13 protein-coding genes are annotated in these 15,756 nt (G+C 63.6%); 8 read left to right on the plus strand and 5 right to left on the minus strand.

Annotated features, from left to right (window positions below; genetic code table 11):
• Nucleotides 1–30 precede the first annotated feature (30 nt).
• A complete protein-coding gene (locus ACELLULO517_RS19485; protein ID WP_227309089.1) occupies nt 31–1,752 on the minus strand; it encodes a putative bifunctional diguanylate cyclase/phosphodiesterase in 1,722 nt (573 codons plus the stop codon).
• Between the two features lie 151 nt (nt 1,753–1,903).
• Between ACELLULO517_RS19485 and ACELLULO517_RS19490 the strand changes: the two genes are divergently transcribed.
• The 5 genes from ACELLULO517_RS19490 (at nt 1,904) to ACELLULO517_RS19510 (ending at nt 7,470) form a co-directional block, all read left to right on the plus strand.
• On the plus strand, nt 1,904–3,220 hold the full coding sequence (locus ACELLULO517_RS19490; RefSeq protein WP_227309090.1) for an LLM class flavin-dependent oxidoreductase: 1,317 nt from the start codon (nt 1,904–1,906) through the stop codon (nt 3,218–3,220).
• 356 nt (nt 3,221–3,576) lie between these two features.
• On the plus strand, nt 3,577–4,539 hold the full coding sequence (locus ACELLULO517_RS19495) for a substrate-binding domain-containing protein (RefSeq protein WP_227309091.1): 963 nt from the start codon (nt 3,577–3,579) through the stop codon (nt 4,537–4,539).
• A gap of 96 nt (nt 4,540–4,635) precedes the next feature.
• Nucleotides 4,636–5,691, plus strand: a complete 1,056-nt coding sequence (locus tag ACELLULO517_RS19500; RefSeq protein ID WP_227309092.1) for an ABC transporter permease — start codon at nt 4,636–4,638, stop codon at nt 5,689–5,691.
• Between the two features lies 1 nt (nt 5,692).
• Nucleotides 5,693–6,508 carry an ATP-binding cassette domain-containing protein gene (locus ACELLULO517_RS19505; RefSeq protein ID WP_227309093.1) on the plus strand — a complete coding sequence of 272 codons (816 nt, stop codon included), beginning with the start codon at nt 5,693–5,695 and terminating at the stop codon, nt 6,506–6,508.
• Nucleotides 6,508–7,470, plus strand: a complete 963-nt coding sequence (locus tag ACELLULO517_RS19510) for a sugar phosphate isomerase/epimerase family protein (RefSeq protein ID WP_227309094.1) — start codon at nt 6,508–6,510, stop codon at nt 7,468–7,470. The genes ACELLULO517_RS19505 and ACELLULO517_RS19510 overlap by 1 nt, the downstream gene beginning before the upstream one ends.
• 45 nt (nt 7,471–7,515) lie before the next feature.
• Here ACELLULO517_RS19510 and ACELLULO517_RS28950 read toward each other — a convergent pair whose 3' ends face one another.
• A complete protein-coding gene (locus tag ACELLULO517_RS28950) occupies nt 7,516–9,981 on the minus strand; it encodes an MFS transporter (RefSeq protein ID WP_227309095.1) in 2,466 nt (821 codons plus the stop codon).
• 352 nt (nt 9,982–10,333) lie between these two features.
• Here ACELLULO517_RS28950 and ACELLULO517_RS19520 point away from each other — a divergent pair, with 352 nt between their 5' ends.
• On the plus strand, nt 10,334–10,939 hold the full coding sequence (locus ACELLULO517_RS19520) for a VC0807 family protein (RefSeq protein WP_227309096.1): 606 nt from the start codon (nt 10,334–10,336) through the stop codon (nt 10,937–10,939).
• Nucleotides 10,940–10,999: 60 nt separating this feature from the next.
• Here the strand turns inward: ACELLULO517_RS19520 and ACELLULO517_RS19525 are convergent, their stop codons facing one another.
• Nucleotides 11,000–11,710: a class I SAM-dependent methyltransferase gene (locus ACELLULO517_RS19525; protein WP_227309097.1), complete on the minus strand. Its 711-nt coding sequence runs from the start codon at nt 11,708–11,710 to the stop codon at nt 11,000–11,002.
• A 72-nt stretch (nt 11,711–11,782) separates the two neighbouring features.
• On the opposite strand from ACELLULO517_RS19525, the gene ACELLULO517_RS19530 reads away from it, so the two are divergent.
• Nucleotides 11,783–12,559, plus strand: coding sequence for an AraC family transcriptional regulator (locus ACELLULO517_RS19530; RefSeq protein WP_227309098.1), 777 nt, complete (start codon nt 11,783–11,785; stop codon nt 12,557–12,559).
• On the opposite strand, the gene ACELLULO517_RS19535 is transcribed toward ACELLULO517_RS19530, so the two are convergent.
• Nucleotides 12,556–13,488 (minus strand): acetamidase/formamidase family protein, encoded by a 933-nt coding sequence (locus tag ACELLULO517_RS19535; RefSeq protein WP_227309099.1) that lies wholly within the window; start codon nt 13,486–13,488, stop codon nt 12,556–12,558. The genes ACELLULO517_RS19530 and ACELLULO517_RS19535 overlap by 4 nt on opposite strands.
• Nucleotides 13,489–13,721: 233 nt before the next feature.
• Between ACELLULO517_RS19535 and ACELLULO517_RS19540 the strand changes: the two genes are divergently transcribed.
• Nucleotides 13,722–14,153, plus strand: coding sequence for a CBS domain-containing protein (locus ACELLULO517_RS19540; protein ID WP_227309100.1), 432 nt, complete (start codon nt 13,722–13,724; stop codon nt 14,151–14,153).
• A gap of 206 nt (nt 14,154–14,359) precedes the next feature.
• On the opposite strand, the gene ACELLULO517_RS19545 is transcribed toward ACELLULO517_RS19540, so the two are convergent.
• The gene (locus ACELLULO517_RS19545; RefSeq protein WP_227309101.1) at nt 14,360–15,556 is read right to left on the minus strand and encodes an acyl-CoA dehydrogenase; all 1,197 of its coding nucleotides are present in this window, start codon (nt 15,554–15,556) and stop codon (nt 14,360–14,362) included.
• Nucleotides 15,557–15,756 lie beyond the last annotated feature (200 nt).

Genomic DNA, 15,756 nt, shown 5'->3' on the forward strand with positions numbered 1-15,756 from the left:
ACGGGGCTGCCCCCGTCTCCCGCTGTCCGACTATAGCGAAGCCGGCAGCGCCTGTTTGGGCAGCAGGCGCGCGAAATCCTCGCTCGGCACCGGCCGGCCGAAATGGAATCCCTGGAAGATGGTGCAGCCGTAGCTTTGCAGCACCGTCACTTCCGCGCCGCTCTCCACCCCTTCGGCCAGTACCGCGATATCGAGACCATGCGCGAGTTCGATGAGCGCCTTGCAGATGGCGCGGCCGCTGGGCGATGTATCGACATCGCGCACGAATTCCCGGTCGATCTTCATGGTGTCGAAGGTCATGTCGCGCAGATGGCTCATGGTCGAATAGCCGGTGCCGAAATCGTCGATGGCGACGGTGATGCCGAGTTCGCGGAGTTCGCCGAAGACGCGCCGCGTGACCGCGCGGTCCTGCATCGCCGCCGTCTCGGTCATTTCCACTTCCAGCCGATGCGCGGGCAGGGAGACGCGTCCGATGGCATCCGCGATCATCTGCACCAGGCGACGGTCGCTGAACTGCCGGGCCGACAGATTAACGGCGAGGCGCAGCGGCGGCAGCCCGCTTTTGTCCCATTCCAGCAGCTGGCGGCAGCCGGTGGCCAGAATCCAGGGGCCGATATCCTCGATCAGGCCAAGACGCTCGGCGATCGGGATGAATACCGCCGGCGAGATGGCGCCGAGGCTGGGGTGGTTCCAGCGCAGCAGCGCTTCCGCGCCGATGATGCGTGGCGCGACCATTCCGTCATCCAGGGTCACCACCGGCTGGTAGTGCAGCGAAAACTCCCGCCTTTCCAAAGCCTGGCGCAATTCGCGCTGCAGTTCCATCTGCCGCCGCAGGGAAGACTGCGTTGCCGGGACGTAGAAGGCGATGTCCGGTTGCGTGGCGGCCGGGACAGCCGTCTGCGCCGCATTCAACAAGGTCTGTGCGTCCTCGGCATCGTCCGGCGCGAGCGCGATGCCCATGGTGATCAGCGGTGTGATCTGGAAGTCGTCATCCCGAATGTCCTGGCAAAGGTGAGCCAGGATCAGCTTCGCCTGATCGGCGAGGCTGGGCGCGTCCGGCGCGACGGCGGCGGTCAGCGCGAAACGCCGACCGTCGATACGAGCGACGATCGCCTGTTCCGCCGCGACCGATTGCAGGCGTGCCGCCATGGTGCGGAAGGCCGTGACCGCGCCGGGCTCGCCATAGGCAGCGATGATCTCATCCAAATTTTGCAGTGCCAGAACGCAGAGTGCGACAGGTCTGTGCTCGGCGAGCTGGCTTTCCAGGCGCCGCAGCAGATGGTCGCGGTTGGGCAGTCCGGTCATCTGATCGACATAGGTGAGCGTGTTGAGGGTCGCATCCAGCCTGAGCAGGGATGAGGCGGTATCCGCCATCAAGCGGCCCGCGTCATCCGTGAAGGTGAGCGGCAGCGACGGAAGGCGCCCTTGCGTCACATAGGCGCTGACCGCTTCGCGCGTCATGAGGATGGGCCGCAGCAGGCCGTTGAGGATGAACAGCGTGGCCCCTGTCCCCAGCAGCGTGGCGGCGAGCGCGACGCCGATGACCGGCAGGGCATGCCAGAAGCTGCCGCTGCGTAAGGCGAAGAAGATCAGGAGGGTTAGGAGCGGTACATGCGTGCCGAGGAAGGCGATGAGCATGATCTTATTGCGGTAGCTGACCGGCAGGAAACGCGCCACGACCCCATAAAGCCTGAGCTGGCTTAACGTGGAGGCCGAGGATTCGGGCCTCGCAATTTGGTCCAAGCGGTTCATCGAAGCCTTTCAGCCCAGAGGATCTCAGGTAGCGGCCTACATTATGCTGATAAATTGTGGCGGGCGGTAAAAATCTTCCGAGCAGCGCCGATAGGCGGTACCGATTTTGCTGGGATAAAGACGATTGAGCGGACAGCGAGGACAAGGCGCGATGAGCGGACGGAAGATGCATCTGGTGGCTTTCCTGATGGCAGGCCCAACCTGCCATCACCATGGCGCCTGGCGGCATCCTGAAACGGATGTCGACGATATCCTGACGCCGGAGCGCTACGAGCACATCGCCCGCGTGCTGGAAGCCGGCAAGTTCGATGCGCTGTTCTTCGCCGATATTCTAGGCATTTACGACACCTATAACAGCAGCTTCGCGACGATGCTGGGCCGCGGCGGGCAGCTTTGCCTGCTCGACCCCGCCATCATCCTGCCGATGATGGCGCGCGTCACCGACCGGATCGGGCTTGGCCTGACCTGCTCCACGACCTTCTTCAACCCTTATCAGATCGCCCGGCAGCTCGGCACCTTGGACCATCTGAGCCGAGGCCGGGTGGCCTGGAACGTGGTCGCTTCGCATTCGACCCTGGAGGCGAATAATTTCGGCCTCGCCGAAATGCCGAGCCGCGCCCATCGCTATGACCGGTCGGATGAGGTGCTGGAAGCCTGCATGGCGCTGTGGAATAGCTGGGACGAAGGCGCCCTTGTTCTGGACAAGAAGCAGGGCATCTTCGCCGATGCCTCGAAAGTCCATTACGCCGATTACAACGGGCAATGGATCAAGACCCGTGGGCCGCTGACGGTGCCGCGCAGCCCGCAAGGCCATCCCGTCATCATGCAGGCCGGCAGTTCCGACCGTGGTCGGGATTTCGGCGCGCGCTGGGGCGAGATCATCTTCACGCTGCAGCACCAGAAAGGCGACATGCAGACCTTCTATAAGGACTTCAAGGGTCGCATGGCGGCGCGGGGCCGCGCGCCGGAAAGCTGCGTGGTGCTGCCCTCCATCGATGTCGTGATCGGGGAGACGGAATCGATCGCGCGGGAGCGCGCGGATTACGTCAATGGCCTGGTCGACACCCAGCTCGGCATGGCCTGCGTCTCCGGCCAGATCGGCTATGATCTATCCCAGCTCGATCCGGACCAGCCGCTGAAGGACGTGAAGGTGGAGACAGGGTCGCGCGGAACCATGGACGTCATCCTTCAGGGGACCGAGGCGGAAGGGCTGACCTTGGGCGAGGCCGCGCGGCGGTTTGCCACGAGCGAGCTTTGCCCGCAGCTGGTCGGCACGCCGGAGATGATCGCGGACAAGCTCATCGATCTGTTCCAGGACTATGCCTGCGACGGTTTCGTGCTGACGCCCACCACCTTCCCCGGCATGTATGAGCAGTTCGCCAAGACCGTGGTGCCCATCCTGCAGGAGCGTGGCGTCTTCCGAAAAGACTACGCGGGCAGCACGCTGCGGGAGCATTTGCAGGACTGATTTTCCAGGCCGCATTCGAGTTTTGAGCGATTTCAAGGAGATGGCTTGGTAGGCCTGTCTTGCCAAGCCGATCCCGTATGGAATTTGCGGTCGATATAAACAAAAAACTGGAATTCATGATCGAAATAGGCCAAAACCGCTTCTGCAGGATGCGGCCCTAAACGGCCGTGCTCGGGCGCCCGACTGAACCGCTCATCGACTATTACAAGAAGAAGAAAAAACCTTCGGGAGGAGGATAAAGCCGGCAGCCGGTCGCCGCGCCAGTTGTCTTCGTACGTCGCAAACAAAAGTCCAAATCAAAATCAGATGCGTCTGCGTTGATTGCCCTTAAGGGCAACAGGGAAGGAACAAAAAGAATGAACACTATTCTGCGGAAGCTCGTCGGTTGCTCTGCGGCCGTCGCTGCCATTGCTTTCACGACATCGCTAAGCCCGGTGAGCGCACAGGCGCAATCCGCGCACGACTATACCTTCGCCATGATCACCCATGCCCAGCCCGGCGATACGTTCTGGGACATCATCCGCAAGGGCGCCAATGCGGCGGCCAAGAAGGATCACGTCAAGCTGCTGTATCTGTCGAACCCGACCGCCTCGGGCGAGGCGCAGCTTGTCACCAATGTCGTGGCACAGAAGGTCGACGGCATTGCGATCACCCTCGCCTTTCCGGATGCCGAGGAAACGACGATCAAGTCCGCGATCGCTGCCAATATTCCGGTCATCGGTTTCAATGCCGGCACGGATGCCTGGAAAAGCGCTGGCCTGCTCTCCTATGTCGGGCAGGACGAGACGATCGCCGGTAAGGCTGTCGGCGACAAGCTGAACAAGCTTGGCGCGAAAAGCGTCGTCTGCGTCGATCAGCAGCAGGGCGCGGTGCAGCTGGAAGCGCGTTGCGACGGCATCAAGGACACGTTCAAGGGCAGCTTCTACGTTCTTTACGTTCCTGGCTATGACATGGCCCAGACGCAGTCCCGCATCGTCGCCAAGCTGCAGCAGGATAAGAGCGTCGATTATATCGTGACGCTGGGCGCGCCTTTCGCACCGACCGCCATTCAGGCGGCCGATACGGCGGGCAGCCAGGCCAAGGTCGGCACCTTCGATCTGACGCCGCGTGCAGTCACCTTGATTCAGCAAGGCAAGCTGCAATGGGCGATTGACCAGCAGCCCTTCGTCGAAGGCTATCTGGCGATCGACTTCCTTTGGCTGAACAAGGTGAACGGCGATGTCGTCGGTGGCGGCCAGCCGGTGCTGACCGGCCCTGCTTTCGTCGACAGCACCAATATCGCCGATGTCGCGAAATTCGCCAAAGCCGGCACGCGCTAAAGCAAGATCCCATCAGGTGACATCACCTGATGGGACAAATTGCGGTCTTTACTAGGACCAAAAATTTCGGTCGGCAACGGCCGGGAGGAGGATCAGGTGAACGCTATCACGGAGAGCGTGGAGACACGCGTCAAGCGACGTCAATTGCAACAGACGCCGCTATGGAAACGCATTCTGAAGCGGCCGGAAGTTGGTGCCTTGGGCGGCGTTATTCTTGTCTTCGCGTTTTTCTACGTGATGGCACCGCCCTTCCGACAACTCTCGGCCTTGTCGACCGTTCTGTACCAGGCGTCCATTCTCGGCATTCCGGCGGTCGCCGTCGCTTTGCTGATGATCGGCGGCGAATTCGACCTCAGCGCCGGTGTGGCCGTAGTGTCATCATCGCTGGCGGCGTCGATGTTCGCGACGGAAGTGACGGGCAATCTCTGGACCGGTATTCTGCTCGCGCTCGTTCTGTCCCTCGCGATCGGGGCCTTGAACGGTTACTTGCTGGTTCGCACCAAGCTGCACAGCTTTCTGGTGACGCTGTCGACCTTTCTGATGCTGCAGGGCCTGAACATCGCCATTACCAAGCTGGTGACAGGCAATGTCGCGACCGAGGATATCAGCGGCATGGTCGGGTTCGATCTCGGCCAGCGGATCTTTGCCTCCAACTTTCATCTTTTCGGCACGACCGTCAGCATTGCCATCGTCTATTGGCTGATCTTCGCCGTGATCGCGACCTGGGTTCTGCTGCGCACCCGCATGGGCAACTGGATTTTCGCGGTCGGCGGTCAGGGCGACAGTGCGCGCGCCGTCGGCATTCCGGTGAAGCGCGTGAAGATCGGCCTGTTCATGGTCGTCGGCTTCTCCTGCTGGTTCACCGGCATGCATATGCTGTTCGCCTATGACACCGTGCAGTCCGGCGCCGGTATCGGCAACGAGCTTCTGTATATCGCCTCCGCCGTGGTCGGTGGTTGTCTGCTCACCGGCGGCTACGGATCGGCGGCCGGGTCCGCGCTCGGTGCCTTCATCTTCGGCATGACGACCGAAGGTGTCATCTATGCCGATTGGGACCCGGATTGGTTCATGTTCTTCGTGGGGGCGATGCTGCTGCTGGCGACTGTCTTCAACGGTTGGCTGCGTATCCGCGCCCTGAGCCGGAGCAAGTGAGATGACGAGCACCAATACACCGATCATTCAGCTGAGCAATGTCGGCAAAAGCTACGGCAATATCAGCGCCCTTCGCGATGTCAGCCTGACGGTACGCCAAGGCGAGGTCACCTGCATCCTGGGTGACAACGGCGCCGGCAAATCGACGCTGATCAGCATCATCGCCGGGCTGATCAGCCACGACCAGGGCACCTATGCCGTGGACGGCGCGCCGATGCATTTCACCTCGCCGCGCCAGGCGCTCGATCTTGGCATTTCCGCCGTCTATCAAACGCTCGCCCTGGTGCCGCTGCTGTCCGTCTGGCGGAACTTCTATCTCGGCTCCGAAATCCGCAAAGGCAGCGGGATTTTCAAGCGGCTTGACGTGAAGACCATGCAGCAGACGGCCGAGCGCGAGGTGGAGCGCATGGGCATCAATATCCCTGACCTGGAGCAGCCGGTCGGCACGCTGTCCGGCGGTCAGCGGCAGGTCGTCGCTATCGCCCGCGCCGTGCATTTCGGTGCCCGCGTGCTTATTCTGGATGAACCGACGGCGGCGCTGGGCGTCACCCAATCCGGCCTCGTGCTGCGCTATATCGCGACGGCGGCGCGGGAGCAGGGGATCGGCGTCATCTTCATCACCCATAATCCGCATCACGCCTATATGGTCGGTGACCATTTCATGGTGCTGTCGCGCGGCGAGGTGGAGCTGGATACGCCACGCGCCGACCTCAGCCTGGAAGACCTCATGTTCCATATGGCGGGCGGCGCGGGGCTGAACGCTCTGCAGCACGAACTCCATCGCGGTGAGCCGACAACGGCCGGGCAGGCCGCCTGATGAAAATCGGTGTCGTCTCAGACAGTCTCGGGCATCTTCCTTTCGAGGAGATGCTGGATAGCGCTGCCTCTCTCGGTATCGAGGGGGTGGAGATCAATGCCGCCAATTGGACGGCCGCACCACACTTGGACCTGCCCGGCGTTTTGGCGAGCGCCGAAAAGCAGCGGCAGTTCACCCGCGCCTTTGCGGCGCGCGGGCTGGATCTGATCGCGCTGAACGCCAACGGCAATCAGCTGCACCCGACGGAGGGCGAGCGGCAATCGGCCGCATTGCACGACACGATCCGCCTTGCGGGCGCGCTTGGCGTCGATACGGTCGTGCTGATGTCCGGCCTGCCGGCAGGCGGCCCGGATGACCGGACGCCCAATTGGATCATCTCCTCCTGGCCGCCGGAAACGCAGACGATCCTGAAATGGCAATGGGAGGAGAAGCTGCTGCCCTATTGGCGGAAGCTCGCTTCTTTCGCCGAAACGCAGGGGGTGAAAAAACTCTGTGTGGAAATCCATGGCAATCAGCTTGTCTATAACGTCCCTGCCCTGCTGCGGTTGCGGCAGGAGATTGGGCCCATCGTCGGCGCCAATCTGGACCCCAGCCACCTGATGTGGATGGGCGCTGACCCGCTGGCGGCGGTGGATGCGCTGGGCGAGGCGATCCTGCATTGCCACGCCAAGGACACCTATCTCAACAAACCGCGTCAGGCGGTGACGAGCCTGCTGGAGAATGGGTCGCTGACCGATATCGCGGCGCGGTCCTGGAGCTATATCACGCTCGGCTTCGGCCATCCTGAGGGCTGGTGGCGGGACTTCTGCTACCGGCTGCGTCTGGCCGGGTATGACGGCTGGCTGTCGATCGAGCATGAGGATGTGATCCTCTCCCGTATCGAAGGGCTGCGCCGGTCGGTGGATCTGTTGCGGTCGGCTGCCCCGATCGAGGCGAGTGACTTCAAGCTGCAGGCGTTCTGATCCGGGGGTGGGGGGCCGTCGCACCCCCATCCATCCTGGCGTCGGTCAGATGCCCCGGCGTCTCACCAGCGCCAGGATGGTAAAGAGACCGCAGGCGAGGGCTGCGAAATACGGCAGGCCATGCGTGGTGATCTGCATCGCGAGGCCCGCGCCGAAAGGCCCGACTGCGGCGCCTGCCCCCCAGGCGACGGACATGACGGCATAGACCGAGACCAGGTCGCCGCCTTTGAAATGGCTGCCGACCTGCGCCATCATCACCGTATAGATGCCCACGAAAACGCCGCCCCAGACAAAGAGCAGCGGGTAGGCGAGGAAGGGCGAGTGGATCGCGATCGGCCACATAAGAGCACCGATCGTCGAGATGACGCCCAGCACGATGGCCAGACGGCGGCGATCCATCCGGTCACCCAGCAAGCCGATGGGCAGTTGCAAAGCGATTGCGCCCACGAGCAGAACCGAAAGCAACAGCGTCGCGGCTTCCTCCGCCCAGCCGAGATGCATGGCGTAGATCGGCAGGAAGGACATGCCGGCCGTCTCCAGCGCCGCGTTGACGAAGGTCGCGAAGAGGGCGACCGGCGCCAGCGCGAGGTAGCGCAGGGGGTTGGAATGCTGCGGCTGTTCGAAGGCCGGCGCGCGGACCCAGGGCATGGCGACCGACATCAGGGCCACCAGGGCGATGCCGGCTGCGATGAGGAAGGGCAGCATGCCGTCCGTGCCCACCGCCGTGAGGATGAGCGGGCCGAGCGCGAAGCCAGCCGAGAGCGCCACCGTATAGCTCGCGATCGTGCGCGTGCGGCTTTTGTCGTCGCTGAGCTGGTTCAGCCAGGTCTCGGACATCACGAACATCGTTTCCGAGACGATGCCCAGCAGGATACGGAGCGGAAACCAAAGCCAGACCGTCGGCATGGCCGGGAACAAGGTTAGCAGGATCGCCGCCCCCAGCAGGGCCGCGGTCATGGGCAGTTTCGGCCCCATCCGCCAGGCGATGCGCGGCAGAACCGGCGCCACCAGCAGCACGCCGAGCGCATGCATGGCGGCATTGGCACCGATGAAACTGTCGCCGAAGCCCATCTGCCGCAGCACGAGCGCGATGAGCGGCGCGGTCAGCCCGTAGGTCAGGCCGAAGATCAGGCCGGTCGCGATGAGCGATATGATGGCGGGCAGGCTCGATCGGGTCTGGTGCCCCTCCGCCGCCAGGTGTTGGCGCTGTTGCACGTATCGACTTCTTGTTTCGCGCAGACGGGCGAACCAGGTCATACGGCGGCCATCCAGAATATCCTTCAGCGTATGGGCGTAATCGACGATGAGGCCCGGGGTCCAGGTCATCGCTTCGGCCCGCGCGCGCCATAGCGCCAGTAGCCACATCGCGGGATCGGTGAGCAGAAGAAACAGCCGGCGCCAGGGCCGCTCCTGGCCGAGCGCGCCCTCCATCGCGGCGTCGAGCGCGAGGGCGACGGTTGAGGAGCAGTTGCGGCTGGTCAGGTTGTAGATCGGCTTGGCTTTGTAATCGGTCAGGAAGGACCGCAGGGCCGCGCCGTTGTAGCGGTGGAAGACGATCTCCTGGTCCGGCCGGCGCCAGCCCTCGCATTCCTCCTCAAGCGACGGCCGGTAGGCTGCCGGCACGTCATTCTCGGCAGTGGCGCGCAGCAGGCGCGTGAATTCGCCCGTGGAGTGGTCAATGTCATTGGCAGGGCAAAGACTGATGTAGATTTCCGGCGGCAGCGACATGGCGGCATGGCCGGTTGAAATGACACCGTTCTTGTCGGCGGCGGCGATATAGCGGTCGACCAGAAAGCGGCGCTGGGCGTTCGGCATGGAGCCGAGCGGCGTCCAGACATGGACGACGAGACCGGTCTCGTTGGTCCAGGAATCGGGCTCCTCGTGGGAGGAATGCAGCAGGCCGCGCGCATGCCAGTTGGGGCCGGCGTAAAGCGGCAATTCGGTGACCGACTCACCAGGTTTGAGGCGGCGCAGCTGGACGCTGAGATGCGCCAGGCTCCATGCCGCCGCGACCAGCGCGACGCCGATGCAGAAGGGCACCGTGTTGCGATAGGGCAAGGGATAGGGCAGCCAGATGAGGATGGCCATAACGAGTTCGATCAGGCCGACGATCGCGGCCCGGACCCAGCGCACCGAGCGCACGATGATCGCGGCGGCGAGGCGAAACAGACCGTCGAGCAGAAGCGCGCCGCCCAGCATGAAGGTCGCGACAATGTTGTCATCCCAGGGCACGTCGATCGCCATCAGGCCGAGCGCGAGGAAGCCGAGCGATTTCAGGACCGGCACCGTCGCATTGGGAAACCCGATCGCCGCGAGGGCGAGCAGCCGGACGCAGCCTTCAAGGATGAGCAGGGCACCGATGATGTCGGTCACGACGACGATGCCGATATGGAAAAGGTGCAGCGAGAAAACGATGCCGACAGCGACACAGAAAAGAGACAGTAAGGCGAAGACCCACCAATGCGTCCGCAACGAGCGTGCCCCGAGCAGGAGCAGGATAAGACGAATCACGAATTAGTCCTTACGATCCAATGTGAGGCCAGCTCTGTCGGCGCTGACGCTGCGGCATGAACGGCTGGTCCTCACCGGCGAAGCCTGGGGTTGGTCGAGCGCGCAAGCTGAGACTGACACCGATCGGCGATAACATCCGGTTGGCATTGCAACGTCAATACATGCGGCAAGTGTCGACGCGGGGTGTTGCAGAAATGCCAGTGGGGCGCGGCCAGTGCTGCGGCGGTGACCGGGCTCCGGCCCGGCCAGAGGTGCGGCCAGGGGTGCCAGAGATGCGGTCGGTTGCCGAGGATGCAGGGCCGGCCTAACCTCTGTGGCTGCAATGCTGCGCGCCGCAGGAATGACGCCGCCCGTGAAACGCCTCCCGATCAACCTGATTCTGGAACTGGCCGTGAATATCCTGGCCCCTTGGGCCGTCTATTCGCTGCTGGCGCCGCATTGCGGCGATACGATCGCGCTGATCGGCTCCGTCGCGCCGCCGCTGGTCTGGAGCATCGGCGAGCTGATCGTCCGCCGCCGGGTGGATGCGATCAGCGCCGTGGTGGTCGCCGGTATTCTGTTGACCGTGGTGGCGACCGGCCTGGGCGGCAGCGCCAAACTGCTGCAGATCCGCGAAAATGCCGTCACCGGCCTGGTCGGCGTGGTTTTTCTAGCGACGCTGCTGATGGAACGGCCGTTGCTCTATCACCTGGCGGTGGCGACCTTCGCGCGGCAGGGGCCGGAAGCCGCCGCACGGCTGCAAGGATTCGGGTCTTCCGCCAGGGGCCGCGCCTTTTTCCGGCACCTGACGGTGTTATGGGGCGTCGGGCTGATTTTGCAGACGGTCGTCATGGTCTGGCTGGTCTTTGTCTGGCCGATCGGCCGCTACCTGCTGCTGTCGCCGATCATCGGCTACGGCATCCTGGGCCTGCTCCTCGCCGGCACCTTCTGGTACCGGCGCCGCGCGCAAGCGATTTAGAGCAGATCACAGCCAGATGGAATCATCTGACTGTGCGAAGATGCTAGCAAAAACAATAATCTAGAGCTTTCGCGCGATCCACGCGCCCCAGAACAGGCTGCTGAAGAAGCGCAAGGGCGCATCGAAACCCGCTTCCGCCAGCAGAGCTGCCACGGCCTGCTCCCCATCCGGCGGGTCCGCGCCTTGTAGAATGCGGCCGAGCTTGGCTTGCACCTCATCAGGCGTCGCCCCCAGCATCCGCCAGCGTTCGCCCCAGGCCGCGAGCAGCAAGGGCTGGCTGGCATAGGGATAATGGTTGCAGGCCAGCACGAAGGGCGCCCCGGGACGCAGGCGCGCGGCGATATCGGAGAGGATCGCCCGCTTGGCCCCATCCCCAGGCAAGTGATGCAACACGCCGATCAGTGTCGCGGCATCGAATATGTCATCCAAAGGCAGATCGGCGACGGTGCCGGAGACCGCTGTCGTCCGGTCGCCAAGCCCCGCGCGCGCAACGCGATCCATGGCCAGATCCAGCATCGCCGGGGCCGGGTCTACCGCGACGAAGCGCCAGCCCGGCTCCAGACCGCCGGCGGTCAGGATTTCATTTCCCGTGCCGCCCGCGCCCGCGACCAGAAGTAGCGCCTCGGTGCCACTTCCCAGCGACGCCGCGAGAAGACAGGCTGCGAGCTCATGACACGCCTCATAACCGGCGAGCGCGATGCGGCTTTGCCGCTCGTATTCCTCGGCCCGGCTGCTATCGAATTTCTGCGCCGCCTGATCTGTCTGGCTCATCTATGTGGTCTTTGTCCGATGTCGATTGGGCCCCTTTATGTCATCATTAGGATCAAGCTTGGGACCAAAGGCATGATCGAGAATACGAAGGCCGACCGGAAATATGATCGGCTGACGGCGTTTCTTCGGGCCTATGATTTGCGGGTCGAGGTTTTGGCAGCGGGTCAGATGTCAGCCGATGCGCAGCTTTTCATCGCCCGCGACCCTGAAACAGGCTCGGCGCGGCGCGTCGTCCTGTCCATGCAGGGTGGCACCGCCGACGCGGACGGCATTGCCGCAGAGGTCATCTTCGGCGGCGCGGTCAATCCGTTGCTGGCGGCTTTGCCTGAGCGACTGGTGGTCGATCTGGAGGCGGGGACGGCGATGCGCGCGATCGTGGACCTGTTCGTTGCAGAAGCCTGCAGCCCTAGTTGTGGCGGGGCGACCGTGCGGTCCCGGCTGGGTGAGGTCATCGTCGTCCTCGCCATTCGCCGCGCCATCGATCGCGGCGTCGGCGCTGGCCTTCTCGCTGGATTGGCGCACCCGACGCTGCATCGCAGCCTGGTCGCGATGCATGACGATCCTGGCCGCGCCTGGACGGTGGCGGAACTGGCCGCGCTGGCCGAGATGTCGCGCGGGCATTTCATCGCGCGTTTCCGCGACGTGGTGGGCCAGACGCCGACCGCCTATCTGACGGCCTGGCGCCTGACCCTCGGCCGGCAGGCTTTGCTGTCGGATGCGAGCGTCAAGACGGTCGCTTTCCGCAGCGGATTCGGCAGCGCGGCCGCCTTCTCTCGCGCGTTCTCCCGCCAGTTCGGCTATGCGCCGAAGACCGTCCGGGAAAACGCTCTTGAGCCCAGGCCGGCTTAGAGGTTGGCCTTCGCCATCATCATATGGCAGCCCTTATTGCCGTCGACCGTCTGCGTTACCCGCAGGTCGCCGATCAGCGAGCACAGCATATAGGCCTGGTTGCGGGAGAGGTTGGTGCGGGCCGCGATATGATCGACCATTTCCCGCACCGCCTGTTTGGCGGCGTCGTCCAGATCCTCATCAAGGCCAATGGAGATGAGATGCGTGGCACTTTCCGCGAAGGGCCGCTCGATCTTCATGTCCTTCCGCACGGTCAGACGGAAGGTGCCGGTCAGCGCGGTTTCCAGCGCCGTGACGCAGACCTCGCCGTCGCCCTGCACGCCATGGCCATCACCAGCCGTGAACAGCGCCCCTTCATTGAAGATCGGCAGATAGAGCGTCACGCCGGGCTTCAGCTCCTTATTGTCCATATTGCCGCCGAAGGCGCGGGGTTGGATGGTGCTGACCTCACCCCAGGCGGCGGGGGGCGCCACGGCCATGATGCCGAAGAAGGGGTCCAGCGGCAGTTCCGTACCCCAGGGCAGCGTCATCACCTGCCGGTCATGGTCGATGGTCGGGTGGATCGTCTCATAGTCGAATTCCTCCGGCAGGGTGCCGACCAGCGGCATGATGCTGACGAAGCCGAAATCGATGCATGGCTTGGCTTCCAGAATGTCGATCTGCAGCGTGTCGCCGGGCATGGCACCGCGCACGAAGACCGGACCGGTCAGGAAATGCCCGCCCTCGCGCGGATGAGCAGCCACACCTTGGCGCCAGATCTCCGGCACATCGGCGGCATTGGGTGGGAAGGCCGAAGCCCCGCCTGCGGGGAGTGAGGAGAGGCTGACGGTATCGCCTGAATCGATGGTCAGAATCGGCGGAAACGCCGCCGACATGACGGTGCGGATCATCGTCTCCGGCGTGAAGGGGATCTCGTGATGCTGAGCCATGGCAGGACTGTTCCAGATGTGCGGCTGCTATCGAACCGTCTCTATGCTGTGTCGCGCAACCAAAACCACGCATGGCACGGCAAAAATCTGCGGCCTTCGGCATGGCTCGCAGAGATGTGGCCCCGCCGGGGGGCAGAATTTTGAAACGAATCTGACATGACCCTGATATGATTTCGACCGGATCACCAAGCGGGACGCAGACGCCCGCGATCGGCAAAGCCGGGAGAGGGACAATGTCAGTCGAAAGGATTCTTCGGGGAAAAGGGCGCGACGTCGCCACGGTGGAGCCGACACGCACATTGCGCGAGGTCGTCCAGAGCCTGGTGCAAAGGCGGATCGGCGCGATGCCGGTGGTGGCAGGGGATGGGTTGATCGGCATTCTGAGCGAGCGCGACATCATCCGCGCCTTGTCCGTCCATGGGCCGGCGGCGCTCGATCTGCCGGTCTCCTCCGTCATGACCCAGTCGGTTCAGACCATCACGCGGCAGACCAGGGTCGAGGAGGCCATGGCGGTGATGACGGAAGGGCGTTTCCGTCATTTGCCGGTGCTGGAAGAAGGGAAGCTGATCGGCATCGTCAGCATCGGGGATGTCGTGAAGGCGCGGCTGGATGCGCAGCAGATGGAAGTGGACGAGTTGCGGTCCTATGTCGCCGGCGCGGCTTGAGCGCAGCCGACTGATTCGACGGCCGCCCGCGTTCATGCCGCTTCGGCCGTCGCCCGCGGCCTGTCCGGCCGAGCTTCATGCCGCGGGTCTACCCATTAGGGCGCCATCACGGCGTCTGGGCGCCGCGGCGGGTAGGTCCGCGGGCTAGGCGCCCCCCAACAAGTGCGCGGATGACTAAAGAGAGGGCCGGCGACAGTCGTTTGGTCTCAGAATGCCGCCAGGCCCGTAATCGCGCGGCCGAGAATCAGCGCGTGGACGTCATGCGTGCCTTCATAGGTATTCACGGTTTCCAGATTGGCGGCATGGCGCATGACGTGGAATTCGGCGGAAATGCCGTTGCCGCCATGCATGTCGCGGGCGGCGCGGGCGATATCCAGCGCCTTGCCGCAATTGTTGCGCTTGACGATGGAAATGGCTTCCGGTGCCAGGCGCCCGTCCTCGAACAGCCGGCCGACGCGGAGCGCGGCCTGCAGGCCAAGCGCGATCTCGGTCTCCATATCCGCGAGCTTTTTCTGCACCAGCTGGGTCGCGGCCAATGGGCGGCCGAACTGCTTGCGGTCCAGCGTATATTGCCTTGCTGCGTGGAAGCAGAATTCGGCGGCGCCCATGGTGCCCCAGGCAATGCCGTAGCGCGCCCGGTTGAGGCAGCCGAAGGGGCCCTTGATGCCGGAGACGCCGGGCAGCAGGTTTTCCTCCGGCACGATGACCTCATCCATGACGATCTCACCGGTCACCGAGGCACGCAGGCTGAGCTTGTTCTCGATCTTCGGCGTCGTCAGCCCCTTCATGCCGCGTTCGAGCAGAAAGCCACGAATGGCGCCGTCATGCGCGTCCGACTTGGCCCAGACGACCATGACATCGGCGACCGGGCTATTGCTGATCCACATCTTGCTGCCCGAGAGGCTGTAGCCGTCCGCGACTTTCACCGCCCGCGTCCGCATGCCGCCGGGGTCCGACCCGGCATCGGGTTCGGTGAGGCCGAAGCAGCCGATGAATTCCCCGGTCGCGAGTTTCGGCAGGAATTTCATGCGTTGTTCCTCCGAGCCATAGGCGTGGATCGGATACATGACGAGGGAGGACTGCACGCTCATGGCCGAGCGATAGCCGCTGTCCACGCGCTCCACTTCCCGGGCGACGAGGCCGTAGGAAACATAGCCCAGACCGGCGCCGCCATACTCGACCGGGATCGTGGGTCCCAAAAGCCCGAGGGCTCCCATCTCCTCCATGAGTTTGCGGTCGAAGTTTTCCGTCATATAGGCATCCGTGATGCCTGGCTGAAGCCTTGCCTGGGCGAAATCGCGCGCGGTATCGCGCACCATACGCTCCTCCTCCGTCAGCTGGTCATCCAACTGAAACGGGTCGGCCCAATCAAAGGCCGGCTTGCTTACGCGTTCATGCGCCATGGTTGCTTCCTCGGTCTGGATCGCCCCCGCTGCTTTCGGGGATCGGTCATGAAATCGTAGTGGCGATGGGCTAGTGTGGCGATTCGGAAATTCGCTATCGCATGGGGCAAGCGCGATGCGAATTTACCAATCGGCGCCAGACTAGCAAATATATGATTTTAGGGTGCTTTTCGAATTTGACCTTCGCAACGCGGTGCTGG

The sequence above is a fragment of the Acidisoma cellulosilyticum genome, from assembly GCF_020621385.1.
Taxonomy (GTDB): Bacteria; Pseudomonadota; Alphaproteobacteria; order Acetobacterales; family Acetobacteraceae; genus Acidisoma; species Acidisoma cellulosilyticum.